Source organism: Kitasatospora sp. NA04385, from assembly GCF_013364235.1.
Taxonomy (GTDB): Bacteria; Actinomycetota; Actinomycetes; order Streptomycetales; family Streptomycetaceae; genus Kitasatospora.
Map to the genome: position 1 here is coordinate 2107553 of NZ_CP054919.1, position 25751 is coordinate 2133303.

The window sequence follows — 25751 nt, forward strand, 5'->3', positions numbered from 1 at the left end:
GTGGCCCGCACCGCCCGCGCCTCCGGGGTGCGCGCCGCGCTGCGCGGACTGACCACCCGGGGCCGCTCCTTCCTCGCGGCCGGGCTGACGGCCGCGGTGTGCGCGTTCGTGTTCGGCCAGGCCGCGCTGCTCCAGGTCGGCGTGCTGCTGGCGGCGCTGCCGCTGGCGGCCGCCGCGCTGCTGGTGCGCACCCGCTACCGGGTGGCCTCCGGCCGCCGGCTGAGCCCGCACCGGGCCGCGGCCGGCCAGGAGGCCCGGGTGCACCTGCGGCTGGACAACGTCTCCCGGGTGCCCACCGGCCTGCTGCTGCTGGAGGACAAGGTCCCGTACGTGCTGGGCCCGCGCCCGCGCTTCGTGCTGGACCGGGTCGAGCCGCGCGGCTTCCGCGAGGTGTCCTACCGGGTCCGCTCCGACCTGCGCGGCCGCTACCCGCTGGGCCCGCTGCAACTGCGGCTGTCCGACCCGTTCGGGATGTGCGAGCTGACCCGCGCGTTCAGCGCCGCGGACGTGCTGACCGTCGTCCCGCAGGTCCAGGACCTGCCGGGGGTCCGGCTGCCCGGCGAGTCCGGCGGGCAGGGCGACTCCAACAGCCACTCCCTGGCGCTGGCCGGCGACGACGACGTCATCCCGCGCGAGTACCGGCACGGCGACGACCTGCGCCGGGTGCACTGGAAGTCCACCGCCCGGTACGGCGAGCTGATGGTGCGCCGCGAGGAGCAGCCGCTGCAGGCCCGCGCCACCGTGCTGCTGGACACCCGGGAGACCGCGCACCGCGGTTCCGGCCCGGCGTCCTCGTTCGAGTGGGCGGTGTCCTGCGCCGCCTCGGTCGCGGTCGACCTGGTGCAGCGCGGCTACCGCACCCGGCTGCTCACCGACACCGGCTCCTCGGTGCCCGACACCGGCCCCGGTGGCGGCGGCACCAGCGCGGCCGAGTCGGTCGGCATGCTGCTGGACGCGCTGGCCGTGGTCGAGCACTCCGACGGCGGCACCCTGGCCCGGGCCGAGGAGGTGCTCCGGCTCGGCGGCGAGGGCCTGCTGGTGGCGGTCGTCGGCGAGCTGGACGAGGAGCAGGTGGAGCGGCTGGCCCGGCTGCGCCGGCGCACCGGCGGCGCCGTCGTGCTGCTGCTGGACACCGGCACCTGGTCGGGCCTGCGCCACCTGCTGCCGGACAGCGCGGACGAGCAGGTCGAGAGCCGCGTGGCCCGGCTGCGCGAGTCCGGCTGGACCGTGCTGCCGGTGCGGGCCGGCGACTCGCTGCCCGCCCTGTGGCGGGCCGCGGACCGCACCCAGAACAACACCGTTCCCTACCGAGACGAGGTCGGCGCTTGACCACCCGGGCCAAGTTGACGCTCTGCGCGGCCCTGGCCACCGCCCTGGCCGCGCTGTGCCTGTCCCCGCTGTTCCAGGACGCCTTCGCACTGGCCCCGCACGGGCTGCTGATGGTCGCCGTCGCGGCCGGCGCCGGCGCCGGCCTGCGCGCCCTGCCGCTGCCCCGGGCCCTGGTGCCGCCGCTGCAGCTCGTCGTGGTGCTGTACGTACTGATGCTCACCACCGTGCAGTCCTCGATGAGCGCCGGCCTGCTGCCCGGCCCGGGCGCACTGGACGCGCTCTCCTCGCTGCTCAGCCGGGGCGGCACCGACATCCAGGCGTACGCGATCCCGGCCCCGGCCACCGACGGCCTGCGGCTGATCGTGGTCGGCTCGGTCGCCCTGGTGGCCGTGCTGGTCGACGCCCTGGCGGTCACCTACCGCCGGGCCGCGGCCGCGGGCCTGCCGCTGCTCGCCCTGTACTCGGTGGCCGGCGGCCTGGCCGAGTCGCCGGGCGGCATGTGGCTGTGGTTCCTGTTCGCGGCCGCCGGGTACCTGGCGCTGCTCTACACCGAGGGCCAGGACCGGCTCACCCGCTGGGGCCGGGTCTTCCACGGCACCGGCCGCTCCGCCGTCGCGCTGTCCAACGGCGGCCGCCGGATCGGCGTGATCGCGCTGGCCGTCGCGGTGCTGGTGCCGGCGCTCGCCCCCGCGGTCGGCGGCGGCCTGTTCGACAGCCTGGGCGGCCACCACGGCGAGGGCACCGGCAACGGGAACGGCGGCAACGACGAGCGCTCGCTCAACCTGGTCGTCGCGCTCACCGCCAACCTGCGCTCCAGCGACGACACCGAGCTGCTGACCTTCTCCACCGACTCGCCCGACGCGGACCAGCTCTACCTGCGGATCGCCGAGCTCAGCGAGTTCAACGGCCAGGAGTGGGTGGCCGGGGAACAGAACCCGCAGCCGCTGCCGAGCAGCATGCCCGCGCCCGAGGGGCTGGGCCTGAACCTGCCCACCACCTCGGTCCGCACCAACATCACGGTCTCCGACCGGTTGAGCACCACCTGGCTGCCGATGCCCTACCCGATGTCCTGGGTGGAACTGCCGAACGGCTCGAACTGGCGCTTCGACCCGGTGGGGCGCACCGTCAGCGGCGTCAACGGTCAGAAGAGCAAGGGGCTGAGCTACACGGTGGGCTCGGTGGCCGTCAACGCCACCGCGGCCCAGCTGCGCGGCGCCGGGGCGCCCCCGGCCGACGTCAGCAAGCGCTACCTGGGCCTGCCGCCCAACCTGCCGTCGGTGGTGGCCGACACCGCCAAGGACGTCACCAAGGGCAAGACCACCCCGTACGACCAGGCCGTCGCGCTCCAGCAGTACTTCACCAGCGGCGGCTTCACCTACAACACCAAGATCGACTCGCGGACCGGGCCGGACGCCATCGCCAAGTTCCTCCAGGACAAGGAGGGCTTCTGCGTCCACTTCGCCGCCACCATGGCCGCGATGTCCCGCTCCCTGGGCATCCCCGCCCGGGTCGCGATCGGCTTCACCCCGGGCTCCGGCAACGGCACCGACCGGGTGGTGCGCAGCTCCAACTACCACGCCTGGCCGGAGCTGTACTTCAACGGCTACGGCTGGATGCGCTTCGAGCCCACCCCGAACCGGGGCTCCGCCCCGCTGTACTCGGTCCAGCAGACCGCGCCCAGCAGCGCGCCCAGCACCGCGCCCAGCAGTGCCGCGCCGAGCGCGCAGCCCTCCGCCCAGCCGTCCGCCTCCAGCGACTGCCCCCCGCAGCAGCACCGGCCGGGCGAGTGCGGCGACGAGGCCGCGCTGGTCGAGCACCGGACGACGACGACGCCCTGGTGGGAGTCCTGGCCGGTCCTGGTGGCCGTGCTCGGTGGCGTGCTGCTGCTGGCGGCGCTGGCCTTCCCGATGCTCTGGCGCACCAGGCTGCGCCGCCGCCGCCTCGGCGCCGGCCGCCACCTGTCCGGGGCGGACGGGCCGCGGCTCACCGACGAGCAGGTGCTCGCCGCCTGGGCCGAACTGGTCGACTCCGCCTGGGACCTGGGCATCCCGCCGGACGACGCCCGCACCCCGCGCAACGCGGTGCGCCGGCTCGCCGAGGACGCCCGGCTGGACGCCGACTCCGCGGCCGCCGCGGGCCGGGTCGCCCTCGCCACCGAGCGCGTCATGTACGCCCGCGAGTCCGACGCGCCCGCGCAGCTGGGCGGCGACGTCCGGGCCGCCCGGGAGGCGCTGCGGGTGCGCGCCACCCGCACCCGGCGGCTGCGCGCGCTGCTGCTGCCCGCCTCCGCGGTGCGGCTGTGGTGGCGCGCCCAGGACCGCGCCGCGGCCCGCCGGGAGCGCACGGCCGAACGGATGGCGGCGGTCCGGGCCGCCCTGGCCGGGCCGTTCCGGCGGCTCGGACGGCTGGGGCGGCTCGGGCGGAAGAAGAAGGACGGGTAGCCCCGCGGCCCGCCGGACCGCCGCGCCCCGGTGGTCCGGCGGGCTGGTCGTCCGGCGGGCTGGTCGTCCGGCGGGCTGGTCGTCCGGCGGGCCGGCGGATCGTCGGCCCGGCGGCCCGGCGGCCCGGACGGGCGCACGCGAAAGGTCCGCCCGGCGGGGGAACTCCCCCGCCGGGCGGACCACGTTGTGGTGGGTGCTGCTAGAGGCCGCTCTGTTCGTCGCGGCGGCGCTGCCAGCGCTGTTCCATTCGATCGACGACGCCGGACTTCCGGCGTGGTCCCGCGCTCTGTCGCGGGCCGTGCCCGGCCGGGCCGCGGCGCCACGCGGTGACCGCGAGGACCGCACAACCGAGCATCACCAGGAACCCGACCACGCTGACCCAGATGACCTGGGCGACCAGGCCGCCCATGAGCAGCGCGATGCCTGCCACGAATCCCGCCACGGCCAGGTAGACCCGCCGACGGGTGTAGGTGTGCAGGCCGGTTCCCTCGAGCGCTGACGCGAACTTGGGATCTTCGGCGTACAGCGCTCGCTCCATCTGCTCGAGCAGTCGCTGCTCGTGCTCCGAGAGCGGCACGGAGTCCTCCTACTCGTCGGTCGCGGGGCGACCGGTCCGCCACCCCTGGCTCGGGCCTGTGTGGTCCATATGCCCCACCGGTCTGGCCGTCATGCTTACCGGCTTTACCCAGATCATACGGTCCACGGCCGCGGTTCGGCGTGGTCAATCAGGCGTGGCTCGGGCCACCGCTCCGGCGGCCCGCACCCCTGCAACGAGCGGAGGGCCCGCTTGGTGCCCCCCGCGGCGGATCAGATCGCCTCGGCGAGCAGGTGGAGCTGGGTGGCGACGGCGTGGAAGGCGGGCTGCTCGGCGGCGGCCAGCTCCAGCTTGAGCAGGGCGTCGAGCGCGCCGGGCTCGGTGTCGACCAGGACGCCGGGGACGAGGTCGGCGAAGACCCGGATGCCGTGCACCGAGGCGACCCGCAGCCCGGCGCCGGTGGCCAGCGCGTCCAGCTGCTCGCCGGTGAAGCGGCGGGGCATCGGGTCCCCGGCGCCCCAGCGGCCGTCGGGGGCGTCCAGCGCGGTGCGGGCCTCGGTGAACTGGCCGGCCACCGCGCGGGCCAGCACCGCGCCGTTGCGGTTGGCGGCGAGCAGGCTGACCAGGCCGCCCTTGTCGAGGGTGGCGACCAGGTTGCCGAGCGCCTCGGCCGGGTCGTCGACGACCTCCAGGACGCCGTGGCAGAGCACCGCGTCGACCGATCCGGCCGGGACGAGTTCGGGCAGCGTCTGGGTGTCCCCCTGGACGGCCCGGACCAGCTCGGTGACGCCGGCCTCGGCGGCCCGGCGCTCCAGGGCGAACAACGCGTCGGGGCTGGGGTCGACCACGGTGACCCGGTGGCCCAGCCTGGCCACCGGCACGGCGAAGTTGCCGGTGCCGCCGCCGGTGTCGACGACCTCCAGGACCGGCCGTCCGAGCTCGGCGGAGCGCCGCTCCAGCGCTTCCCGCACCACCTCCCACACCACGGCGGTACGCAGCGCACTGCGGGGACGAGTCGGATACAAGGCGGCACCCCTCTTGGCAGGTCTTCCACGGCGGGAACGCCTCCACCTTATCCGCCGGGATCGACCGGCCGGGGCGCGGCGCAGCGCCGGACGGCAGGTACCGGACGTCAGGGGTGCAGGGCCAGGATCCGCTCCACGATGCGCAGGTACAGGGCGGTGTTGCGGATCAGGTCGTCCGCGTCCCGTTCGCCGGCGGCACCGGCGATGCCGGCCTCGGCGGCGGCCCGGCGGCGCGCCCCGGCCGCGAAGTAGGCGGCCCACTCGGCGAGCTCGGGGGCGACCTCGGGCAGCAGCTCCCAGGCCGGGCGGATCGCCTGGCGGCGGCGCGGGTGGCGCACCGGGCGGCCGCGGACGGCGAGCACGGCGGCGGTGGCGCGCAGCGCGGCGAGGTGGGCGGTGGCGTAGCGCTCCAGCGGGTCCTGTCGGCCGCGGGCGTGCACCAGGGTGCGGTGCGCGTGCCGGAGCAGTTCGAGTGCGGCCGGCGCGGCGGAGCCGCGGCGCAGCACCGGGTGGACGTCGCTGCCGCGGGAGGCGGGCAGGGTGGGCTGCTCGACGGCGGGTTGATCGACGGCAGGACGGACGACAGGCTCAGGACGGCTGATGGTCATGGGTCTCCCCCGTTCACTCCGGACCTTGCCCGGACCGGTCGGTCCGCGCATGCATCCATCGTGAACGGGGGGTCTGACAACTCGGGGTCCCCCGACCCCGTTCCAGTCGTCCCCCACGGCCGGTCTCCCCGGATTCCCCCCAGGGGGAGGGGCCGGGCTCCGCCGCCCCGTGTCGGCGGTGCCCGGCCCCCGTTCCGGCCGTTGGTCGCGCTCCGGGCCGTGGTGTCGACCGTCGTTCCCCCTGAACCCGACGGTCGGGCCCCGAGCGCTCCGGGTGGCTCCGCCCGGCGGCGGCCTTCCCGGTGCCCACCACTCTGCCGTCCGCCGGGGCCGCCGGGTATCCGTGCGGGTACTCAACCGGTGATCTGAGTACGGATACTCAGCCGCCCGCCGTTCGACCGCCCTCCCCCGCCCCGGGCCCGGCCCGGTACGGTGGCCGCGTCCCGCCCGAGGGCCGGGCGGACGCGTCGAAGGGGGCCGCCGTGGGGGCCGTTCCGCTGATCTTCACCAGCGGCTGGGCGAGCGGGATCAACGCGTACGCCGTGGTGCTGCTGCTCGGCCTGTTCGGCCGCTTCGGCGGGGCGGACTCGGTGCCGCCGGTGCTGGGGCGCACGGACGTGCTGCTGGCCGCCGGGGCGCTGTTCCTGTGCGAGGCGGTGCTGGACAAGATCCCGTACGTGGACAGCCTCTGGGACGCGGTGCACACGGTGGTCCGCCCGGTCGCGGGCGCGACGGTGGGCGCGCTGCTGGCCGCGCACGACCCGGGGTCGCTGGGCGAGGTCGCGGCGGGGGCGGTCGGCGGGACGACGGCGCTGCTCAGCCACTGCGTCAAGGCGGGCCTGCGGATGGCGGCCAACACCTCGCCCGAGCCGGCCTCGAACGTCCTGCTGAGCCTGGCCGAGGACCTCTCGGTGGCCGGCCTGGTGACGCTGGCGATCTTCCACCCCTGGCTGGCCGCCTCGGCGGCGGCGGTGCTGCTGGCCCTCGGCGTGCTGCTGGTGTGGTTCGCGGTGACCCGCATCCGGCGCTTCTGGCTGCGCCGCCGGGAGCGCCGGGCGCGTCGGCGGGCCGGCGGGGCGGTGGCGGCCGGCTAGCCCCGGCGGGCGGGGCCGACTAGGGCCCGGGGGCGCATAGGATCTTCTGCCATGGCTCGGATCATCGTCGTCGGCGCAGGCATGGGCGGTCTGGCCGCCGCTTCCCGGTTGGCCACCCTCGGGCACCGGGTGACGGTGCTGGAGGCCGCCGGGACGCACGGCGGGCAGGTGGGGCACCACCGCCGGGAGGGCTTCGGGTTCGACACCGGGCCGGGGCTGCTCGCGCTGCCCGCCGTCTACCGCGACCTGGCGCTGAAGACCGGGCGGGAGCCGCTGGAGCAGCTGGTCGCCCTGCGGCCGGTGGATCCGGAGAGCCGGCACCTGTTCCCGGACGGCACCGAACTGCTGCTGCCCAACGCCTCCCGGGACGGCGTGGTCCGGGCGCTGGACGCGGCGTTCGGCGCGGGGGCCGGCGCCCGCTGGGGCGAACTGGTCAACCGGGGCCGCACGGTGTGGGAGGCGACCCGCCGCCCGCTGCTGGAGGAGCCGCGCCCGGCCGTCGACCCGGCCGACCCGTACCCGGTGCCGCCGCGCCGCGGCCTGTCCCGGCTGCTGCCGCGCGGACGGCACACCCTGGCGGACGCGGCCCGCGAGCTGGGCGGCGGGCCGGGCCCGGCGGCGCTGCTCGGCGAGTACGCGCTGCGCTACGGCCTGGACCCGCGCACCGCGCCCGCCTCGGCGACCGTGCTGCCGTACATGGAGCAGTCCTTCGGCGTCTGGTACGTCGACGGCGGGCTGCGGGCGCTGGCCGACGCGGTGTTCGAGCGGTGCGGGAAGCGCGGCGCGGAGTTCCGCTTCGACACCCCCGTGCGGGCCCTGGAGCGGGACGGCGGGCGGGTGGTGGGCGTGCGCACGGACGCGGGGGTGCTGACGGCCGACGCGGTGCTCTGCTCCGTGCCCGGCCTGGGCGGCGCCGGGCCCGCCGCGCCTGCGCCGGGCCGGTTCACCGTGCTGCTGGCGCTGGACGGCGCCCGCCCGGCGGGCACCGCGCACCGCACCGTGGTGCACGCGGCGGACGGGGCGGCCGAGGCCCGCGCGGTCTTCACCGACGGCGTGCTGCCGGACCGCCCCACCGTGCAGGTGCTGCGGCCCGACGACCCGTCGCTGGTGCCCGGCCCGGACGCGGAGGCCGCCGTGCTGACCGTCACCGTGCCCGCCGGGCTCACCCTCGGCGACGCCGAACGGGACGCCTACGCCGGGGAGTTGCTCGCCCACCTGGCCGCGTCCGGCCTCGACCTGCGCCCCCGGCTGCGCTGGCGGGAGACCCGGCTGACCGCCTCCGTCCCGCCGCCCTCGCTGGCCGGCGGACACCTCGCGCCGGCCAACGAGCCCGGCCCGCCCGGCCTGTACCTGATCGGCGCGCACGCCCACCCGGGCGGCGGGCTGGCCCGGGTCGGGATGTCCGCCTCGATCACCGCCGGACTGCTCGGCCCAGCCTGACGGGGCGTCAGTACTGCTGCTGGTAGTACCAGTTCTGGTCCTGCTGCGGCTGCTGCTGCGGGACGTACGGCTGCTGGTACTGCTGCTGGGTGTACGGGTCCTGGTAGACCGGCTGCCCGTACTGGTCGTAGCCGATCAGCTGCAACTGCGGCTGCGGTTGCGGCTGTTGCGGGACGTACTGCTGCTGGTAGCCGTAGTCCTGCTGCTGGACGTAGCCGTACTGGGGCTGCTGCGGGACCTGGTAGGCGCTCTGGTCGTCGGCGTAGACGCCCGCGTCGAGCTGCTGGAACTCCTCGTACCCGGCGAACTGCCCGGCGTACGGGTCGTGGGCCTCGTACGGCTCGTCCTCGACCGGGCCGACCTCGCCGACCGGGACGACCGGCTCCGGGGCGGCGGCCGCGGCGGCCGTCCCGCCGGTGGCCGCGGCCAGCAGCGGGACCTTCGCCAGCGAACCGGGCAGTCGGCCGTCCGAGCGGCGCAGCGACCAGCCCACCGGGCGGCCGCGCCTGACCGCGCCCGTCACCATCAGCTGGCCGAGCCCGAAGCCGGCCGCGCCCGCCACTATCACCGGCACCGAGGAGGCCCGCATCCCGGCGACCACGCCGAGGAAGCCCAGCAGCGCGAGCGCCCGCCAGTGCAGCGGGGCCCGGTTCTGCAGCAGGAGTTCGGCGGTCAGCCAGAGCGCGACCAGGGCCAGCGCGCCATAGAGGAGCAGGTATCCGATGCCCATCCCCGCAACCTCCAGACGCCACCATCACCGCGCGGTTGCGGGCGACTGTACAGCCTCCGGACGGACACCACCTCATCCCGGGCACGGCCTTCTCGACGGGCCTGGACCAGCGCGTGCGCAGGCCTCCGCCCCGCGCGGCGGACTCCCCGCCGCCGGAGCCGGATCAGCGGGTGTGCAGGCCCAGGTTCTGGTAGATCTCCAGCGTCGAGGTGGAGTGGTTCAGCGTGATGAAGTGCAGGCCCGGGGCGCCCTCCGCGAGGAGCCGCTCGGCCATCGTGGTGGCGTGCTCCAGCCCCACCGCGCGGACGGCCGCCGGGTCGTCGACGACGGCCTCCAGCTTGCGGCGGAAGTCGTCCGGGAAGGCGGAGCCGGACAGCTGCGGGAAGCGCACCAGCTGGCGGCTGTTGGTGACCGGCATGATCTCCGGGATGATCGGCGTCTCGCAGCCGGCCGCGGCGACCCGGTCGCGCAGCCGCAGGTAGTCCTCGACCTCGAAGAACATCTGGGTGATCGCGTAGTCGGCGCCGGCCCGGCACTTGGCGACGAAGTGCCGGATGTCCTCGTCCCAGTTCTCCGAGCGCGGGTGCATCTGCGGGAAGGCCGCGACGCCGACGCAGAAGTCGCCGATGCCCTTGATCAGCTCGACCAGCTCGGCGGCGTAGGTGACGCCCTCGGGGTGGCGGACCCACTCGCCCAGCGGGTCGCCGGGCGGGTCGCCGCGCACCGCGAGCACGTTGCGCACGTTCTGGTCGGCGTACTGGCCGATGATGTTGCGCAGCTCGGCCACCGAGTGGTCGACGGCGGTGAGGTGGGCGACGGGGGTGAGCGTGGTCTCGGTGGCGATCCGCCCGACCAGGTCGACGGTGCGGCCGCGCGAGGAGCCGCCCGCGCCGTACGTCATGCAGACGAAGTTCGGTTCCAGGCACTCGACCCGGCGGATCGCGTCCCAGAGCTTGCGCTCGGCCTCCTCGTTGCGCGGCGGCATGAATTCGAAGGAGAAGGAGCGGTCGCCGGCCGCCAGCAGGTCGCGCACGGTCTGCGCGCGGTCGTTTCTGGTGGTGGGAATCCCGAGTGCCATGCTGGCAGGTTATCCGTCGGCGGCGCGGCCCGGACAAACAACGTCCATCTCCTGAGACGTCACTTGAGATTTTCGGCCAGCCGGTCGCGGGCCCGGTCGAAGGCCCCCGGCGGGCCCGGTCGCGGGCCGCCGGAGAGCGGGTGGAACGGCCCACCCTGCGCGGAGCGTTAATCTGACTGTCAGCCCCATCGATCCGGAGTCTCAGGTGCCCTCCTCCATCCGCCTTCCCCGCAACCCCGTCGACGCGGAGGACGTGCGCGACCGCGTGAACCGCACCCTCGGCACGTTCATGGTCGAGCGGGCGGCCCTGCTCTCCGGGATCTCCGACCAGCTCGGGCCGGTCTCCGACGCGCTGCGCGACTTCCTGCTGGACGGCGGGAAGCGGCTGCGCCCGGCGTTCTGCTACTGGGGGTGGCGGGCGGCCGGCGGCGCCGCGGACGAGCCCGGGATCGAGCGGGCGGCGGCCGCGCTGGAGCTGCTGCAGGCCAGCGCCCTGGTGCACGACGACCTGATGGACCGCAGCGACACCCGCCGCGGCCTGCCCGCCGTCCACCGCCGCTTCGAGAACCTGCACCGGGCGGGCGGCTGGCGCGGCGACCGCGAGCAGTACGGGGCGTCCGCGGCGGTGCTGCTCGGTGACCTGCTGCTGATCTGGTGCGACGAGCTGTTCCAGCGCTCGGGGCTGCCGACGGCCGCCGTGTCGGCCGCCAAGCCCGCGTTCGACCTGATGCGCACCGAGGTCATGCTCGGCCAGTACCTGGACGTGCTGGAGCCGGTCGCGGGCGACTCCACCGACGGCGGGGCGATCGACCGGGCCCGGACCGTCCTGCACTACAAGTCCGCGAAGTACACCATCGAGCGGCCGCTCCAGGTCGGCGCGCTGCTGGCCGGCGCCGCCCCCGGCCTGGTCGAGGCGCTCGGGAACTTCGGCCTGCCGCTGGGCGAGGCGTTCCAGCTCCGCGACGACCTGCTGGGCGTCTTCGGCGACCCGGCGGTCACCGGCAAGCCGGCCGGCGACGACCTGCGCGAGGGCAAGCGCACCCTGCTGGTCGCGCACGCCATGCGCGGCCTGGGCCCGGCCGACGCCGCCCACCTGGACGCCCGGCTCGGCGCGCCCGGCCTGGACGCCGGGGAGATCGCCGACCTGCGCGACCTGATCACCCTCAGCGGCGCCCCCGACCTGGTCGAGGCCCGGATCGACGCGCTGCTCGCCGAGGCGCTGGACGCCCTGGACGCGGCCCCGATCGCCGACGGCCCGACCCGCGAGGTGCTCCGGGCGCTGGCCGACGCCGCGACGGTCCGCAAGTACTGACGGGGGTCAGGCCCGCCGCCACCAGCGGCGCGCGGCCAGCGCCGCCAGCGCGGCCCCGCCCGCGTTCAGCAGCACGTCGTCGACCGAGGAGACCCGGTCCAGCCGCAGCACGTACTGGGCGAGCTCCACCAGCACCGAGCAGGCCGCGCCGAGCGCCAGCACCCGCCGCACCGAGGCGAGCGCGGCGAACCGCACCGGGGCGAGGAAGCCGAGCGCGGCGAACACCAGCAGGTTGCCGCCGATCTGGGCCACCGCGGTGGCGGGCGGGCCGGCCGCGACGACCTCCGCGATGTCGTGCAGCGGCACCAGGTTGACCCGGCGGCGCGGACCGCCCGGGTCGGCGCCGGGCAGCAGGATCATCCACACCCACGGCGCCGTCCCGTAGACCGCGCCGACCTCGGCCAGCGCCGAGCGCCGAGCCCACCCCGGCTCGACCCCGGCCGCCCGGCGGCGGCGGGCCAGCAGCCAGGCCGCCAGCACCGCCGCCGGCAGGGCGGCCGCGGCCAGGAAGACGATGCCGTTGACGGTGCCGACCCAGCCGTTCCACCCGGCGCGGTGGCCGCGGCCCAACGGCCGCTGGGCGAGGAAGGCGACGGCCGCCGCCGCGAGCAGCGCGGGAACGAGCAGGGCGGCCCGGCGGGTGCGGCGGGCGGGTGGCGCGAGGGGCTCCATGCCTGCACGGAGGGCGAACCGGGCCGCCCGGTTCCCGCCCGGGGGCCTGGCGCCCCCGCGTTCCGCCGGAGCGGGGACGGCCGTGCCGCCCGGCCGCGGCGACGGGACGGCCGCGCGGGGTTCCGGTCGCCGGCGGGACCTGCCCCGCAACCGGATCTCTCCCGTGCTCCGCTTCCGCCCCGTGCGGGGTCCGGCGGGGCGGGGCGCTCGACCGGCGGAGGAGCGCCCCGCCCGGAGGGCGCCTAGCGCAGGCGGGCGGCCAGCGCGGCCGCGGCCGCGCCGGGGTCCTCGGCGGCGGTGAGGGCGCGGACCACGACGATCCGGGTGGCACCGGCGTCCAGGACCTGCTGGAGGTTGTCCTGGTCGATGCCGCCGATGGCGAACCAGGGGCGCTCGGGGCGGCGCGCGGCGGCGTGGCGGACCAGGTCGAGGCCGGGGGCGGGCCGGCCGGGCTTGGTGGGCGTGGGCCAGACCGGGCCGGTGCAGAAGTAGTCGACGCCGGGCTCGGTGAACGCGGTGTCGACCTCGTCCTCGGCGTGGCAGGAGCGGCCGATCAGCACGTCCTCGCCGAGGATGCGCCGGGCGACGGCGACCGGCAGGTCGTCCTGGCCGAGGTGCAGCACGTCGGGCCGGGCGCCGTACGCGACGTCGGCGCGGTCGTTGACGGCCAGCAGCTTGCCGTGGCGGCGGGCCGCGTCGGCGAAGACCTCCAGGTGCTCCAGCTCCTGCTTGGCCTCCAGGGCCTTGTCGCGGAGCTGGACGACGTCGACGCCGCCCGCGAGCACCGCGTCCAGGAACTCGGGCAGGTCGCCCTGGGCCCGGCGGGCGTCGGTGCAGAGGTAGAGCCGGGCGTCGGCCAGCCGCTGCCGGGCGGTGGGCGCGGCCGTCACAGGGCCATGGCCTGGGCGCGGCGCTTCACCTCGGTGCCGCGGTTCTCGCGCAGGGCCTGGATCGGGCTGCCGGGCAGGGAGTCGTCCTCGGTGAACATCCACTCGAGGATCTCCTGGTCGGAGAAGCCGCAGTCGCGCAGCACGGTGAGGGTGCCGACCAGGTGCTTGACCGGGCCGTCGTCCTCGATGAAGTCGGCGGGGACCTGGAGGGACTTGTTGGGGCCGCGGCGGACGGCCAGCAGGGTGCGGTTGCGCACCATGTCGCGGACCTCGGTGATCACCACGCCCCACCGCTCCGAGATGTCGGGCAGGTACAGCCAGGCGGGGACCAGGGCGTCAATCTTCGGATCAATCTCGCTCACTCCCCCAGCCTAGGCGCTATCGGGCGGCGGCCTTCAACTGGACGGCGGGGTCGGCGGCGCGCGCCGGGTCCAGCGCGGTGCCGCGTTCGATCAGGCGGCGGCCCTGGGCCAGGTCGCGCGGGCGGTCGACGGCGAGCAGCGCGACCGGGACGCCGTCGCGCAGCCACAGCACCGTCCAGTCGGGGTCGGACGGGGAGCCGCGCCACAGCAGGTGGTCGGCCCCGGCGTGCCGGCCGGCGTACTGGACCGTCCGGCCGAACTGCTCGGACCAGAAGTACGGGACGGGGTCGTACGGGGCGTCGAGGGTGCCGAGCAGGGAGGCGGCGACGGCGGCGCCGGAGTGCAGGGCGTGGTCCCAGTGCTGGACGGCGAGCCGGGTGCCGGAGCGGGCGGAGGGGTAGGAGGTGCAGTCCCCGGCGGCGAGGACGCCGGGCAGGGCGGTGCGCAGCCGGTCGTCGACCGGGATCGTGCCGTCGGGGTCGAGGGCGAGCGGGCCGTCGGCCAGCCAGTCGGTGGCGGGGCGGGCGCCGATGCCGACCACGACCTCGTCGGCGGGCAGGTGGGTGCCGTCGGTGAGCAGCACCCCGCCGGCGGCGGCGCCGGCCACCGCGGCGGAGCAGCGCAGCTCGACGCCGGCGGCGGCGTACCAGTCGGCCATCAGGGCGCCGAGTTCGGCGGGCAGCGCGCCGGCCAGCGGGGTGGCGGCGGCCTCCACCACCGTGACCTCGCAGCCGAGCCCGCGGGCGACGGTGGCGGTCTCGGCGCCGATCCAGCCCGCGCCGACCAGCACGGTCCGGCGGCCGGGGGTGAGGGCGGCGCGCAGCGCGCGGGCGTCGTCGACGGTGCGCAGGGTGCGGGCGCCGGGCAGGTGGGGCAGGGTGCGCGGGGCGGCGCCGGTGGCGATCACCAGGGCGTCGTAGCGCAGTTCGCCGCGGTCGGTGCGCAGGACGCCGTCGTCGAGGCCGGTGGCGCGGCGGCCGGTGAGCAGCTCGACGTCGAGGCCGTGCCAGTCGATCTCGAAGGCGGTGGCGTCGGCCTTGCCGAGCAGGACGTCCTTGGAGAGCGGCGGGCGGTCGTAGGGGAGGTGCGGTTCCTCGCCGACCAGGGCGAGCGGGCCCCGCCAGCCCCCCTGCCGCAGGTTCAGGGCGGCCTGGGCGCCCGCTATGCCCGCTCCGACCACGACGACCCGGTCCGTTGCCCTCAGCTCAGCCACGCCGTCCACCCTACCCACCGCCGGGTGTCCGCCCCGGGCCCGCGCCTTCGGGTGCGCGGCGGCCCGGCGTTAAGGTGGGGGTGACTTCACTTCACACGGGAGCCCGGTGCACCGGGCTGAGAGGCGGGCTGTGGCGGCCCGCGACCGTCCGAACCTGATCCGGGTCATGCCGGCGAAGGGAGATCGAGCCGCTGTGGCACATTCCCGCGCGTTGGACGTGCTGGTGGTCGGCGGGGGCATCATCGGGCTGGGCGTCGCCTGGCGCTCGGCGCAGCGCGGCCTGGCGGTCGCGCTGGTCGATCCGTGGCCGGGCGGGGGCGCGGCGCGGGTCGCCGCGGGCATGCTCGCCCCGGTGACCGAACTGCAGTACGGCGAGGAGCCGTTGCTGCGCCTGGGGATGGCGTCGAACGAGCGGTACGCCGCGTTCGCCGCCGAGCTGACCGAGCTGACCGGGCTGGACACCGGCTACCGGGCCACCGGCACGCTGGCGGTGGCGCTGGACTCCGACGACCGCGAGGAGCTGCGCGAACTGCACGCCTTCCACGGCCGGCTGGGCCTGGCGTCCCAGTGGCTGACCGGCCGCGAGTGCCGCCGGCTGGAGCCGATGCTGGCCCCGGGGGTGCGCGGCGGCCTGCACGTCGCCGGGGACCACCAGGTGGACGGCCGCCGGCTGGCCGCCGCGCTGGTCGTCGCCTGCGAGCGCGCGGGCGTGGTGTTCCACCGGGCGGAGGCCGCCGAGCTGCTGGTCGAGGACGGCCGGGCGGCGGGCGTGCGGCTGTCGACCGGCGAGCGGGTGGCGGCCGGGCGCACGGTGCTGGCCGCCGGGTCGCGCAGCCACCTGCTGCCGGGCCTGCCGGCGGGGGTGCTGCCGGCGGTGCGCCCGGTCAAGGGCCAGGTGCTGCGGCTGCGGATGCCCACCGCGCACGGCCCGTTCCTGTCCCGCAACGTGCGGGCGGTGGTGCGCGGGCAGCACCTGTACCTGGTGCCGCGGGCCGACGGCGAGCTGGTGGTCGGCGCGACCACCGAGGAGCTGGGCCACGACACCACCGTCACCGCGGGCGGCGTCTACGAGCTGCTCCGGGACGCGCACGAACTGGTGCCCGGCATCACCGAGTTGCCGCTGCTGGAGATCGGCGCGGGGCTGCGTCCGGGCTCCCCGGACAACGCGCCGCTGCTCGGGCCGACCGCGCTGGACGGCCTGGCCGCCGCCACCGGGCACTACCGCAACGGGGTGCTGCTCACCCCGGTCACCGCGGACCTGCTCGCCGACTACCTGGCCACCGGTGAACTCCCGCCGCTGGCCGCCGACTTCACCCCTGACCGCTTCACCCCCAAGGTCCCCGCATGAACACCATCGCCCTGACCGTCAACGGCGAGCCGCGCACCCTGCCCGCCGCCACCACGCTGGACGTGGTGGTCGCCGAGGTGTCGGCCGCCAACACCGGCGTCGCCGCCGCCGTCAACGAGGCCGTGGTGCCCCGCAGTTCGTGGCCCGCCACGGCGCTCGGCGAGGGCGACCGGGTCGAGATCCTCACCGCCGTCCAGGGAGGCTGAACCATGGCTGACGACGCGCTGGTCATCGCCGGCACCACCTTCTCCTCCCGCCTGATCATGGGCACCGGCGGCGCTCCCAGCCTGGAGGTGCTGGAGCAGGCGCTGAAGGTCTCCGGAACCGAGCTGACCACGGTGGCGATGCGCCGGGTCGACACCGCCACCCAGGGCTCGGTTCTGGAGGTGCTCTCCCGCAACGGCATCCGGGTGCTGCCCAACACCGCGGGCTGCTACACCGCGGGCGAGGCGGTGCTGACCGCCCGGCTGGCCCGGGAGGCGCTCGAAACCGACTGGGTGAAGCTGGAGGTGATCGCCGACGAGCGGACCCTGCTGCCCGACCCGATCGAACTGCTGGACGCCGCCGAGACGCTGGTCGACGACGGCTTCACCGTGCTGCCGTACACCAACGACGACCCGGTGCTGGCCCGCAAGCTGGAGGACGTCGGCTGCGCGGCGATCATGCCGCTGGGCTCGCCGATCGGCTCCGGCCTGGGCATCCGCAACCCGCACAACTTCCAGCTGATCGTGGAGGCCGCGAACGTCCCGGTGGTGCTGGACGCGGGCGCGGGCACCGCGAGCGACGTCGCGCTGGCGATGGAGCTGGGCTGCTCGGCGGTCATGCTGGCCTCCGCGGTGACCCGCGCGCAGGACCCGGTGCTGATGGCGGAGGCGATGCGCAAGGCGGTCGAGGCGGGACGGCTGGCGCACCGGGCCGGGCGGATCCCGCGCCGCTACTACGCCGAGGCGTCCTCCCCCACCGCGGGCCTGGCCGACACCCGCGAGCGTCCGGCGTTCTGAGCCGCGCCCGCCGGGGCGAACCGACCACCGCCCCGGGGGCGTCCCTGCGGGCACGGGCCGGTCGCCGGTCCGCCCCGACATCCGGCCGCTCCCGGTGGGCGACCGGTCCGACCCCTACACTCCTCTGGTGGACATGACCCTCGACGACCCCCTGCACGGCGTGCTGCTCGACGGCCGCTACCGGATTGAGCAGCGGATCGCGGTCGGCGGCATGGCGACCGTCTACCGGGGCACCGACACCCGGCTGGACCGGACGGTGGCGCTGAAGCTGATGCACCCCTCGCTGATCGGGGACGCCGACTTCACGGCCCGCTTCATCCGGGAGGCGAAGGCGGTGGCCCGGCTTGCCCACCCGAACGTGGTGAACGTGCTGGACCAGGGCGCCGACCCGCGGGCCGTGTTCATGGCGATGGAGTACGTGCCCGGCCGCAACCTGCGCGACGTGCTGCGCGACCGCGGGGCGCTGTCGGTGCGGGCCGCGCTGGACGTGCTGGAGCCGGTGCTGGCGGCGCTCGGCGCGGCGCACCGGGCCGGCCTGGTGCACCGGGACGTCAAGCCGGAGAACGTGCTGATCACCGACAACGGCATGGTGAAGGTCGCCGACTTCGGCCTGGTCCGGGTGCTGGAGGGCGGCGACGCGACGGGCGCCTCGGCCACCGAGACCGGCCAGCTGCTGGGCACCGTCTCCTACCTGGCGCCGGAGCAGATCCGCCAGGAGCCCACCGACCAGCGGGTGGACGTCTACGCGGCGGGCATCCTGCTGTACGAGATGCTGACCGGCGCCAAGCCGCACACCGGGGAGCACGCCGCCCAGGTGATGTACCGGCACCTGCACGAGGACGTCCCGGCGCCGTCGCTGACCGCGCCCGCGGTGGGCCCGGAGCTGGACGCGATAGTGGCGGCGGCGACCTCCCGGGACCCGCAGGCCCGGCCGTGGGACGCGGTGGAGCTGCTGGCCGCGGTGCAGCGGGCCCGCCGCTCGCTGCCCGTCGAGCAGTTGGACGCGGAGCCGCCCGCCTCGACCCGGCCCACCCCGCGCTACAGCCCGGGCGAGGCCACCGCGGTGCTCGAGCAGCTCCCGCCGCTGGAGCGCACCAGCGTGCTGGAGGTCCCGCCGGAGCTGCTGCCGCCGGTGCGCCCGGTGGTGAACGACGACCCGCCGCGCGGCCGGCCGCGCCGCTCCCCCCGCTCGGCCTTCGGCCGCCACCCGGCGGCCTGGTCGGCGGTGCTGGTCGCGCTGCTGCTGGTGGTGGGCGGCGTGACGTACGCGCTGTCCAGCGCGGTGTACGCGACGGTGCCCAGCGTGCTGGGGCAGAACCGGGAGCAGGCGGCGGCGACGCTGGACCGGCAGGGCCTGCACGGCTCGTTCAGCGAGCAGTTCAGCGAGTCGGTGCCGAACGGCTCGGTGATCTCCACCGACCCGGGGGTGGGCGCCAAGGTCCGCAAGAGCGACGGGGTGAAGGTGCTGCTCTCGCGCGGCCCGGAGCGGGTGGCGGTGCCGGACGTGACCGGCCGTCCGCAGGCGGACGCCGCCAAGGCGCTGGGCGACGCCCGGCTGACGGCGGGCACCAGCCGCGAGGAGTACAGCGACACCGTGCCGAAGGGCTCGGTGATCTCCACCGACCCGGCGGCCGGCAGCAGCCAGTCGCCCGGCTCGCCGGTGGCGCTGACCGTCTCCAAGGGCATGCACGTGGTGCCGGACGTCAAGGGGATGGGCAAGGAGGACGCCTCGAAGGCCCTGCAGGACGCCGGGTTCGTGCCGGAGATCGCCGGTCTGATCCCGCTCGGCAAGGTCACCGGCCAGTCCCCCGCGGCGAACACCCCGGCGAAGCAGGGCAGCACCGTGACGATCACCATCAGCCTGTTCTGACGCCCGGCCCCGGGGGTTCAGCGCAGCGGGCCGTCCCCGGGCTGCTCCTGGTAGGAGTAGCGCTGCTCGCGCCAGGGGTCGGCGAGGTTGTGGTAGCCGCGCTCCTCCCAGAAGCCGCGCCGGTCGGCCCGCATGTACTCGACGGCGCGCACCCACTTGGGGCCCTTCCAGGCGTACAGGTGGGGCACCACCAGGCGGACCGGGAAGCCGTGCTCCAGGGTGAGGGTGCGGCCGTCGTGGTGGGTGGCGAGGACGGTGGACGGGTCGGCGAAGTCGGCCAGCCGCAGGTTGGCGCTGTAGCCGTACTCGGCCCAGACCATCACGTGGGTGACCGACGGGTCGGGCGGGACGAGGTCGAGGACGGTCTTGGCGGCGACGCCGGTCCACTCGTTGCCGAGCATCGAGAACTTGGTGACGCAGTGCAGATCGCCGCGGACGGTGGTCTTGGGCAGGGCGTGGAAGCCGGCGAAGTCCCACCTGGCCTTCTCCGCGTCGGCGGTGGCCCCGAACACCTGGAAGTCCCAGCTCTGCGGCTTGAACCGGGGCACCGGCCCGTAGTGCAGGACCGGCCAGCCGCGCTGCGGCCGCTGCCCCGGGGGGAGCCTCGGGTCAGTCGTCGGCTGCTGTTCCGGTTCGCGCTGACCCATGGTCCCCATGGTGACAGACGGCGGGCGCCGCACCACGGGCGCCCCCGTTGCGCGCCCCCGGGGAAATCCGCCGCGGCGGAGGGGGGGAACACGGGGCGAATCCGCGCGGGCGTTCGGGCGAGATACCCCCGAACGGCCCAATGCTTTCGACGTCACCGCAGCTCAGAGCGGTTCCGACGGGCCGGAAAGGGCGATCTCCGGGGCGGCTGTAAGCGTGAACTTACTGGAAGCGCACCCGTTCAACTGCCACGATTCGGGGCATCCGGACACCGACCGGAATGCGGACAGGAAGGCAGGCCATGCAGGGCGACCCCGAGGTCATCGAGTTCCTCAACGAGCAGTTGACCGCCGAACTCACCGCCATCAACCAGTACTTCCTGCACGCGAAGATGCAGGAGAACTTCGGCTGGACCAAGCTCGCCAAGTACACCCGGCACGAGTCCTTCGACGAGATGAAGCACGCCGAGATCCTGACCGACCGGATCCTCTTCCTGGACGGCCTGCCGAACTACCAGCGGCTGTTCCACGTCCGGATCGGGCAGACCGTCAAGGAGATGTTCGAGGCCGACCGGCAGGTCGAGGTCGAGGCGATCGACCGGCTGCGGCGCGGGATCGTGGTGATGCGCGCCAAGAACGACGTCACCTCGGCGAACATCTTCGAGGCCATCCTGGAGGACGAGGAGCACCACATCGACTACCTGGACACCCAGCTGGAACTGCTGGACAAGCTCGGCGAGGCGCTCTACATCGCGCAGCTGATCGAGCAGCCGGAGAGCTGAGCCGGAGAACCGGGCCGGAGGGCTGGGCCGAACGGGGGGGTCAGGCGGCCTTCGGGGCGACGGCGGGAGCGGTGGCCGGGTCGGCCAGGCCGAGCCGTTCGGCCAGCCGGGCGGTCGGGCAGGGGCGGGCGCCGTGCTCGCCGAGCAGCGCCTGGATGCGCCGCACGCAGGAACCGCAGTCGGTGCCGGCCTTGCAGCCCTGGGCTATCTGGCGCGGGGTGTTGGCCCCCTCGTCGATCTTCTGCTTGACCTGGGCCTCGGTGACCGCGTGGCACATGCACACGTACATGTGCGGCCCCTTCCACGATTGGTGCGGTTTACTGAGCCTTACCTTACCTGGCGCTCCGGGTACGAAAAAGGCCCCTCCGCCCGGAATCACCCGGAAGCGGAGGGGCCTTCGTCACATCGGGACCCTCGGGTCACCGGCCGCTCACTGGCCGCGGTACATCTCGGCGACCAGGAACGCCAGGTCCAGCGACTGGCTGCGGTTGAGCCGCGGGTCGCAGGCCGTCTCGTAGCGCTGGTGCAGGTCGTCGACCAGCACCTCGTCGCCGCCGCCGACGCACTCGGTGACGTCGTCGCCGGTCAGCTCCACGTGGATGCCGCCCGGGTGGGTGCCCAGCGCGCGGTGCACCTCGAAGAAGCCCCGGACCTCGTCCAGCACGTCGTCGAACTTGCGGGTCTTGTGGCCGCTGGAGGCCTCGAAGGTGTTGCCGTGCATCGGGTCGGTGATCCACACCACCTGGGCGCCGGACGCGGTGACCTTCTCCACCAGGGTCGGCAGGTGGTCGCGGATCTTGCCCGCGCCCATCCGGGTGATGAAGGTGAGCCGGCCGGGCTCGCGCTCCGGGTCGAGGCGGTCGATCAGGGTCAGCGCGTCGTCCACCGTGGTGGTGGGGCCGAGCTTGACGCCGATCGGGTTGCGGATCTTCGACGCGAACTCGATGTGCGCGTGGTCCAGCTGCCGGGTGCGCTCGCCGATCCACACCATGTGGCCGGAGACGTCGTACAGCTCGCCGGTGCGCGAGTCGGTGCGGGTCAGCGCCGTCTCGTAGTCCAGGATCAGCGCCTCGTGCGAGGAGAAGAACTCGACCGTCTTGAACTCCTCCGGGGCCACCCCGCAGGCGTTCATGAAGGCCAGCGCCTGGTCGATCTCCCGGGCCAGCTGCTCGTAGCGCTGGCCGGCCGGGGAGTTGCGCACGAAGTCCTGGTTCCAGGCGTGCACCTGGCGCAGGTCGGCGTAGCCGCCGGTGGTGAAGGCGCGCACCAGGTTGAGCGTCGCGGCGGAGGCGTTGTACATCCGCTTCAGGCGCTCCGGGTCCGGGATGCGGGCCTCGGCGGTGAACTCGAAGCCGTTGACCGAGTCGCCGCGGTAGGTCGGCAGCGTCACGCCGTCGCGGGTCTCGGTGCTCTTGGAACGGGGCTTGGAGTACTGGCCGGCGATCCGGCCGACCTTCACCACCGGCACCGAGGCCGCGTAGGTGAGGACCGCCGCCATCTGCAGCAGCGTCTTCAGCTTGTTCCGGATCTGGTCGGCCGACACGGCGTCGAACGCCTCGGCGCAGTCGCCGCCCTGGAGCAGGAACGCCTCACCACGCGCGACGGCCGCGAGCCGGGCGCGCAGCTGGTCGCACTCGCCCGCGAAGACGAGGGGCGGATAGGAGGCGAGCTCGGCAAGGGTCTTGCGCAGAGCCTCTTGGTCCGGCCATTCAGGCTGCTGCGCCGCGGGCAGGGACTGCCAGGAGTGGTTAGTCACGGTCACGGGGCAAGGCTACGGGGTGGCACCGGCGGTGCGGGGGTTCCGCCCGCTGGGTGAGACGGGAAATGGACATCCCGGTGATCCCTCCCCGCACCGCCCGCCGGTGGGCTATGGTCGGCTCCGTGACCGCGACGCACACCTTCTCCTGGTGGTGGGCCAGCCCGTTGGGCGGCCCACTGATCGCGCGTCCCTAGCGACGAACGACGGCCGCCCTCCGGGGCGGCCGTCGGCGTGTGTGTGCAGCGTCACGGCCTCCCGGAGGCGGCGGAACCCCCGCAGCGCCCCCTCCCGGAAGGAACACCGCAGCCGTGACCACCACCGCCACCGCCCTGCTCGCCCGACTCGCCGCCCCCGGCGCCCCGGCCTTCGCCCTGCTGCACCGGCGCGCGCCCCGGCTCGCCCCCGACACCGTCGAACTGCTGGTCGGCGAGGTCTCCGAGCACGCGGCGCTGGCCGACCTGCCCGTCCCGGCGGGCGCCCCGGACGGCGGCCCGCGGCACGACCTGCTGGCCCTCGTCCCGTACGCGCAGATCCGCGAACGCGGCTTCGCGGCCCGCCAGGACGGCACCCCGCTGCGGGCGCTGTCCGTCCGGGAGCAGTACGCGCTGCCGCTGGCCGAGGTGCTGGCCGCGCTGCCCGACGCCCCGGTGGAGCTGCGCGGCGGGGAGTTCGACATCGACGACGAGGAGTACGCGGAGATCGTCCGCCGGGTGATCGAGGACGAGATCGGGCGCGGCGCGGGCGCCAACTTCGTGATCCGGCGCGATTTCCGGGCCGAGTTGGCCGGATACTCCACCCCCACCGCGCTGACCCTGCTGCGCCGGCTGCTGGAGCACGAGCGCGGCGCGTACTGGACCTTCCTGGTGCACACCGGCGACCGGGTGCTGGTCGGCGCCTCGCCCGAGGTCCACGTCCGGCAGTCCGGCGGCACCGTGGTGATGAACCCGATCTCCGGCACCTACCGCTACCCGGCCGGCGGCCCGGACGCCGACTCGCTGCTGGAGTTCCTGCGCGACCCCAAGGAGCTGGAGGAGCTCACCATGGTGGTCGACGAGGAGCTGAAGATGATGTGCGCGGTCGGCGACCTCGGCGGGCAGGTGCTCGGCCCGCGGCTGAAGGAGATGTCGCACCTGGCGCACACCGAGTACGAACTGCGCGGCCGCACCTCGCTGGACGTCCGCGAGGTGCTGCGGGAGACCATGTTCGCCGCCACCGTCACCGGCAGCCCCGTGCAGAACGCCACCCGGGTGATCGACCGGTACGAGCGCGGCGGGCGCGGCTACTACTCCGGCGCGCTCGCCCTGATCGGCCGCTCGGCCAGCGGCGGCCAGCAGCTGGACTCGCCGATCTGCATCCGGGCCGCCGACATCGACCCCGCCGACGGCTCGCTGGTGGTGCGGGTCGGCGCCACCCTGGTGCGGCACTCCGACCCGTACTCCGAGGTCGCCGAGACGCACGCCAAGGCCGCCGGGGTGCTCTCCGCGATCGGCGCCCGCCCGGCCCGGCCCGCCCGGGAGGCCGCCGCCCGGCCCCGGCTCGCCGAGGACCACCGGGTGCAGGCCGCGCTGGACTCCCGCCGGGCCGGCCTGGCCCCGTTCTGGCTGCGGATGCAGCAGCCCGCCGCGCCGCTGCCCGGCGCCGACACCCTGGTGGTGGACGGCGAGGACACCTTCACCGCGATGCTCGCCCACCTGCTGCGCTCGCTCGGCCACACCGTCACCGTGGTCCGCTACGACGCCCCCGGGCTGCGCGAACGGGCCGCCGCGCACCGCGGGCCGCTGGTGCTCGGCCCCGGCCCCGGCGACCCGGCCGACCCGGCCGACCCGAAGATGGCGCTGCTGCGCCCGGTGGTCGCCGACGCGCTGGCCGCCGTCCGCTCCGGGGAGCGCACCGCGCCGCTGCTCGCGGTCTGCCTCGGCCACCAGCTGCTCTCCGCGCGGCTCGGGCTGCCGCTGGCCCGCAAGGCGGTGCCGTACCAGGGCGCCCAGGAGGCGGTCGACCTGTTCGGCACCCGCCGCACCATCGGCTTCTACAACACCTTCACCGCCCGCTGCGACGACGCAGCGGCCCGGCGGCTGGCCGCCGAGGGGATCGAGGTCTCCCGGGACGCCCGCACCGGCGACGTGCACGCGCTGCGCGGCCCCGGCTTCGCCGGCCTGCAGTTCCACCCCGAGTCGGTGCTCACCCGGGAGGGCGTGGAGATCGTCGCCGAACTGCTGGGCGCCGCCGCGGCCGTGCGCGGCTGAAACCCGCCGCCCGGGCCGCTCCCCCGCCGCTGCGCCCGGGCTTCCGGAAAGGCCTGGATCTCTCCCTACCCGACTGGTATTCATATCGTGCTCGCCGGTCATGAATTGGGGGATGCATGACGAACGCACCGGTGCCCGGCACCGTGGAGATCGCCCTGGAGGACGGCACCGTCCTGCACGCCGCGGTCCGCCCGGGCCCGGGCCGCCCGGCGGGGGACGCGGGGGCGGCCGCCTCGGCCGTCACGCACGGCCTCGGCGAGGTGCGGCGCACGGTGCGCGCGGTCGGGCGCTGGGCGCGCGAGACGGCGCGCGAGGCGGGCGAACCGGACGGCTTCGAGGTGGAGTTCGGCCTCACCCTGGCGGTGAAGTCCGGCCGCCTGATCGGCGTGCTCGCGGAAGCCTCCGGCGAGGCCAGCCTGGTGGTCCGGCTGAGCTGGCAGCGGCCGGACGACCGCCCCGCCGCGTGAGCCCGGACAGCGCGGCGGTCCGCTTCTCCGACCCGGCCGGCACCTTCCTGGGCAGCGGCTTCCACCTCGGCGCGGGCCTGCTGGTCAGCTGCGCGCACGTGGTGCACGGCCACCCGGAGCTGACCGTCCGACACGGCGCGGCCGCCCACCCGGTGCGCACCGCCCGGCTGTTCCCGCCCGACCCGGCGCCCGGCGCCGCCGCCTACCCGCCGCCGGACCTCGCGCTGCTCACCGCGCCCGGCCTGGCCGGCGCCCCGCCGTCGCGCTCGCCGAGCGCGACCCGGCGGGCGGCGCGGCCGTCCTGGTGCACGGCTTCGCGGTGAACCCGGTGACCGGCGAGGTCGGCCCGGAGTCCGCCCGGCTGACCGTGGCGGGGCCCTCCGGGCTCGGGCTGCGCGTCCAACACGGCTGGATCCAGCGCGGGTTGAGCGGCAGCATGGCGCTGGACGGGCGGGGCCGGGTGGTCGGCGTGGTGAAGGCCACCGCGGACGGCGACGACCCGGTGGGCGGCTGGCTGACCCCGCTGTCCGCGCTGCTGCCGCTGCTGCCCCCGCGGCCGCCCGCCCCGCCGGCGCCTCCGGCGGTGACCGCGGGCGCGGTCGCCCGGCTGCTGGGCGAGCCGTTCCCGCTGCAGGACCCGGCGGTGCGGCTGGAGCTGGTGCGGGCGGTGAACGAGCGGCTCGGCCCCGGCCAGGAACTCCGGGTCCCCTACCACGCGCTCGCCCCCGTGCACCTGCGCGCGCTCGCCGCGGCCTGCCTGGAGCACCGCAGCCCCGCCGCCGCGCTGCGCGCCCTGCTCGCCGGGGCCCGCGAACTGTGCGGCCCGCACCGGGCCCTGGACGGGCTCGGCGCCCTGCTGGCGCCCGGCCCGCACCTCGACCCGGACCCCGACCCGGAGGAGTGAC

Annotated in this window: 26 protein-coding genes and 1 riboswitch; of the genes, 14 read left to right on the top strand and 12 right to left on the bottom strand. The window is 75.6% G+C overall.

Going from position 1 to position 25751, the window contains the following annotated elements:
* Both HUT16_RS09135 and HUT16_RS09140 read left to right on the top strand, forming a co-directional pair.
* Nucleotides 1–1329 (top strand): DUF58 domain-containing protein, encoded by a 1329-nt coding sequence (locus tag HUT16_RS09135; protein ID WP_254897723.1) that lies wholly within the window; start codon nucleotides 1–3, stop codon nucleotides 1327–1329.
* Complete coding sequence (locus HUT16_RS09140) at nucleotides 1326–3770, top strand: DUF3488 and transglutaminase-like domain-containing protein (protein ID WP_176187202.1); 2445 nt, start codon at nucleotides 1326–1328, stop codon at nucleotides 3768–3770. The genes HUT16_RS09135 and HUT16_RS09140 overlap by 4 nt, the downstream gene beginning before the upstream one ends.
* A gap of 199 nt (nucleotides 3771–3969) precedes the next feature.
* On the opposite strand, the gene HUT16_RS09145 is transcribed toward HUT16_RS09140, so the two are convergent.
* From HUT16_RS09145 to HUT16_RS09155, 3 genes are all read right to left on the bottom strand, one after another.
* Nucleotides 3970–4347: a DUF3040 domain-containing protein gene (locus tag HUT16_RS09145; RefSeq protein ID WP_176187204.1), complete on the bottom strand. Its 378-nt coding sequence runs from the start codon at nucleotides 4345–4347 to the stop codon at nucleotides 3970–3972.
* Between the two features lie 230 nt (nucleotides 4348–4577).
* The gene (locus HUT16_RS09150) at nucleotides 4578–5330 is read right to left on the bottom strand and encodes a methyltransferase domain-containing protein (RefSeq protein WP_176187206.1); all 753 of its coding nucleotides are present in this window, start codon (nucleotides 5328–5330) and stop codon (nucleotides 4578–4580) included.
* A gap of 107 nt (nucleotides 5331–5437) precedes the next feature.
* Nucleotides 5438–5938 carry an SAV_6107 family HEPN domain-containing protein gene (locus tag HUT16_RS09155; protein WP_254897724.1) on the bottom strand — a complete coding sequence of 167 codons (501 nt, stop codon included), beginning with the start codon at nucleotides 5936–5938 and terminating at the stop codon, nucleotides 5438–5440.
* Between the two features lie 482 nt (nucleotides 5939–6420).
* Between HUT16_RS09155 and HUT16_RS09160 the strand changes: the two genes are divergently transcribed.
* Nucleotides 6421–7032: a DUF4126 domain-containing protein gene (locus HUT16_RS09160; protein ID WP_176187208.1), complete on the top strand. Its 612-nt coding sequence runs from the start codon at nucleotides 6421–6423 to the stop codon at nucleotides 7030–7032.
* Nucleotides 7033–7083: 51 nt separating this feature from the next.
* Nucleotides 7084–8472 carry an NAD(P)/FAD-dependent oxidoreductase gene (locus HUT16_RS09165; protein WP_176187209.1) on the top strand — a complete coding sequence of 463 codons (1389 nt, stop codon included), beginning with the start codon at nucleotides 7084–7086 and terminating at the stop codon, nucleotides 8470–8472.
* A gap of 7 nt (nucleotides 8473–8479) precedes the next feature.
* Here HUT16_RS09165 and HUT16_RS09170 read toward each other — a convergent pair whose 3' ends face one another.
* Both HUT16_RS09170 and metF read right to left on the bottom strand, forming a co-directional pair.
* Nucleotides 8480–9202, bottom strand: coding sequence for a hypothetical protein (locus HUT16_RS09170; protein ID WP_176187212.1), 723 nt, complete (start codon nucleotides 9200–9202; stop codon nucleotides 8480–8482).
* A 163-nt stretch (nucleotides 9203–9365) separates the two neighbouring features.
* Nucleotides 9366–10280 (bottom strand): methylenetetrahydrofolate reductase [NAD(P)H], encoded by a 915-nt coding sequence (gene metF, locus HUT16_RS09175; protein WP_176187214.1) that lies wholly within the window; start codon nucleotides 10278–10280, stop codon nucleotides 9366–9368.
* A 205-nt stretch (nucleotides 10281–10485) separates the two neighbouring features.
* On the opposite strand from metF, the gene HUT16_RS09180 reads away from it, so the two are divergent.
* Nucleotides 10486–11592, top strand: a complete 1107-nt coding sequence (locus tag HUT16_RS09180) for a polyprenyl synthetase family protein (RefSeq protein ID WP_176187216.1) — start codon at nucleotides 10486–10488, stop codon at nucleotides 11590–11592.
* A gap of 6 nt (nucleotides 11593–11598) precedes the next feature.
* Here the strand turns inward: HUT16_RS09180 and HUT16_RS09185 are convergent, their stop codons facing one another.
* The 4 genes from HUT16_RS09185 to HUT16_RS09200 form a co-directional block, all read right to left on the bottom strand.
* Nucleotides 11599–12264: a VanZ family protein gene (locus HUT16_RS09185; protein ID WP_176187218.1), complete on the bottom strand. Its 666-nt coding sequence runs from the start codon at nucleotides 12262–12264 to the stop codon at nucleotides 11599–11601.
* Nucleotides 12265–12506: 242 nt separating this feature from the next.
* Nucleotides 12507–13154 (bottom strand): thiamine phosphate synthase, encoded by a 648-nt coding sequence (gene thiE, locus HUT16_RS09190; RefSeq protein ID WP_176187220.1) that lies wholly within the window; start codon nucleotides 13152–13154, stop codon nucleotides 12507–12509.
* Nucleotides 13151–13516, bottom strand: a complete 366-nt coding sequence (locus HUT16_RS09195) for an Rv2175c family DNA-binding protein (protein WP_033216844.1) — start codon at nucleotides 13514–13516, stop codon at nucleotides 13151–13153. The genes thiE and HUT16_RS09195 overlap by 4 nt, the downstream gene beginning before the upstream one ends.
* Before the next feature lie 16 nt (nucleotides 13517–13532).
* Entirely contained in the window at nucleotides 13533–14738 is a 1206-nt protein-coding gene (locus HUT16_RS09200) for an NAD(P)/FAD-dependent oxidoreductase (RefSeq protein WP_176187222.1), read from the bottom strand.
* Between the two features lie 76 nt (nucleotides 14739–14814).
* Nucleotides 14815–14928: riboswitch (TPP riboswitch) on the top strand.
* Here HUT16_RS09200 and thiO point away from each other — a divergent pair.
* The 4 genes from thiO to pknB all read left to right on the top strand — a co-directional run bounded on the left by thiO (nucleotide 14923) and on the right by pknB (nucleotide 18948).
* Entirely contained in the window at nucleotides 14923–16077 is a 1155-nt protein-coding gene (thiO, locus tag HUT16_RS09205; protein ID WP_254897725.1) for a glycine oxidase ThiO, read from the top strand. It overlaps the preceding riboswitch by 6 nt.
* Entirely contained in the window at nucleotides 16074–16283 is a 210-nt protein-coding gene (gene thiS / locus HUT16_RS09210; RefSeq protein WP_014135290.1) for a sulfur carrier protein ThiS, read from the top strand. Before thiO ends, thiS begins: the two co-directional genes overlap by 4 nt.
* Nucleotides 16284–16286: 3 nt before the next feature.
* Nucleotides 16287–17078: a thiazole synthase gene (locus tag HUT16_RS09215; RefSeq protein WP_176187226.1), complete on the top strand. Its 792-nt coding sequence runs from the start codon at nucleotides 16287–16289 to the stop codon at nucleotides 17076–17078.
* A gap of 133 nt (nucleotides 17079–17211) precedes the next feature.
* The gene (pknB, locus tag HUT16_RS09220; protein ID WP_254898274.1) at nucleotides 17212–18948 is read left to right on the top strand and encodes a Stk1 family PASTA domain-containing Ser/Thr kinase; all 1737 of its coding nucleotides are present in this window, start codon (nucleotides 17212–17214) and stop codon (nucleotides 18946–18948) included.
* Between the two features lie 17 nt (nucleotides 18949–18965).
* On the opposite strand, the gene HUT16_RS09225 is transcribed toward pknB, so the two are convergent.
* On the bottom strand, nucleotides 18966–19604 hold the full coding sequence (locus HUT16_RS09225) for a sulfite oxidase-like oxidoreductase (RefSeq protein ID WP_176187230.1): 639 nt from the start codon (nucleotides 19602–19604) through the stop codon (nucleotides 18966–18968).
* A 290-nt stretch (nucleotides 19605–19894) separates the two neighbouring features.
* On the opposite strand from HUT16_RS09225, the gene bfr reads away from it, so the two are divergent.
* On the top strand, nucleotides 19895–20374 hold the full coding sequence (bfr, locus tag HUT16_RS09230; RefSeq protein ID WP_176187232.1) for a bacterioferritin: 480 nt from the start codon (nucleotides 19895–19897) through the stop codon (nucleotides 20372–20374).
* A 40-nt stretch (nucleotides 20375–20414) separates the two neighbouring features.
* Here bfr and HUT16_RS09235 read toward each other — a convergent pair whose 3' ends face one another.
* Complete coding sequence (locus HUT16_RS09235) at nucleotides 20415–20663, bottom strand: bacterioferritin-associated ferredoxin (protein ID WP_176187234.1); 249 nt, start codon at nucleotides 20661–20663, stop codon at nucleotides 20415–20417.
* A 141-nt stretch (nucleotides 20664–20804) separates the two neighbouring features.
* A complete protein-coding gene (locus HUT16_RS09240; RefSeq protein WP_176187236.1) occupies nucleotides 20805–22136 on the bottom strand; it encodes a class II 3-deoxy-7-phosphoheptulonate synthase in 1332 nt (443 codons plus the stop codon).
* 305 nt (nucleotides 22137–22441) lie between these two features.
* Here HUT16_RS09240 and HUT16_RS09245 point away from each other — a divergent pair, with 305 nt between their 5' ends.
* The 4 genes from HUT16_RS09245 to HUT16_RS09260 all read left to right on the top strand — a co-directional run bounded on the left by HUT16_RS09245 (nucleotide 22442) and on the right by HUT16_RS09260 (nucleotide 25750).
* A complete protein-coding gene (locus tag HUT16_RS09245) occupies nucleotides 22442–24379 on the top strand; it encodes an anthranilate synthase family protein (RefSeq protein WP_176187238.1) in 1938 nt (645 codons plus the stop codon).
* Nucleotides 24380–24495: 116 nt separating this feature from the next.
* Entirely contained in the window at nucleotides 24496–24846 is a 351-nt protein-coding gene (locus HUT16_RS09250; RefSeq protein ID WP_176187240.1) for a CU044_2847 family protein, read from the top strand.
* Complete coding sequence (locus tag HUT16_RS09255) at nucleotides 24843–25169, top strand: hypothetical protein (RefSeq protein ID WP_176187242.1); 327 nt, start codon at nucleotides 24843–24845, stop codon at nucleotides 25167–25169. Before HUT16_RS09250 ends, HUT16_RS09255 begins: the two co-directional genes overlap by 4 nt.
* Nucleotides 25166–25750, top strand: a complete 585-nt coding sequence (locus tag HUT16_RS09260) for a hypothetical protein (protein ID WP_176187244.1) — start codon at nucleotides 25166–25168, stop codon at nucleotides 25748–25750. Before HUT16_RS09255 ends, HUT16_RS09260 begins: the two co-directional genes overlap by 4 nt.
* Nucleotide 25751 lies beyond the last annotated feature (1 nt).

What these genes read in the sequence shown, in the direction of transcription:
- HUT16_RS09155 (WP_254897724.1), bottom strand. Translation starts at nt 5,938, where the DNA reads ATGACCATCAGCCGTCCTGAGCCTGTCGTCCGTCCTGCCGTCGATCAA.
- HUT16_RS09165 (WP_176187209.1), top strand. Translation starts at nt 7,084, where the DNA reads ATGGCTCGGATCATCGTCGTCGGCGCAGGCATGGGCGGTCTGGCCGCC.
- HUT16_RS09170 (WP_176187212.1), bottom strand. Translation starts at nt 9,202, where the DNA reads ATGGGCATCGGATACCTGCTCCTCTATGGCGCGCTGGCCCTGGTCGCG.
- metF (WP_176187214.1), bottom strand. Translation starts at nt 10,280, where the DNA reads ATGGCACTCGGGATTCCCACCACCAGAAACGACCGCGCGCAGACCGTG.
- HUT16_RS09185 (WP_176187218.1), bottom strand. Translation starts at nt 12,264, where the DNA reads ATGGAGCCCCTCGCGCCACCCGCCCGCCGCACCCGCCGGGCCGCCCTG.
- thiS (WP_014135290.1), top strand. Translation starts at nt 16,074, where the DNA reads ATGAACACCATCGCCCTGACCGTCAACGGCGAGCCGCGCACCCTGCCC.
- HUT16_RS09215 (WP_176187226.1), top strand. Translation starts at nt 16,287, where the DNA reads ATGGCTGACGACGCGCTGGTCATCGCCGGCACCACCTTCTCCTCCCGC.
- pknB (WP_254898274.1), top strand. Translation starts at nt 17,212, where the DNA reads ATGACCCTCGACGACCCCCTGCACGGCGTGCTGCTCGACGGCCGCTAC.
- HUT16_RS09225 (WP_176187230.1), bottom strand. Translation starts at nt 19,604, where the DNA reads ATGGGGACCATGGGTCAGCGCGAACCGGAACAGCAGCCGACGACTGAC.
- bfr (WP_176187232.1), top strand. Translation starts at nt 19,895, where the DNA reads ATGCAGGGCGACCCCGAGGTCATCGAGTTCCTCAACGAGCAGTTGACC.
- HUT16_RS09235 (WP_176187234.1), bottom strand. Translation starts at nt 20,663, where the DNA reads ATGTACGTGTGCATGTGCCACGCGGTCACCGAGGCCCAGGTCAAGCAG.
- HUT16_RS09250 (WP_176187240.1), top strand. Translation starts at nt 24,496, where the DNA reads ATGACGAACGCACCGGTGCCCGGCACCGTGGAGATCGCCCTGGAGGAC.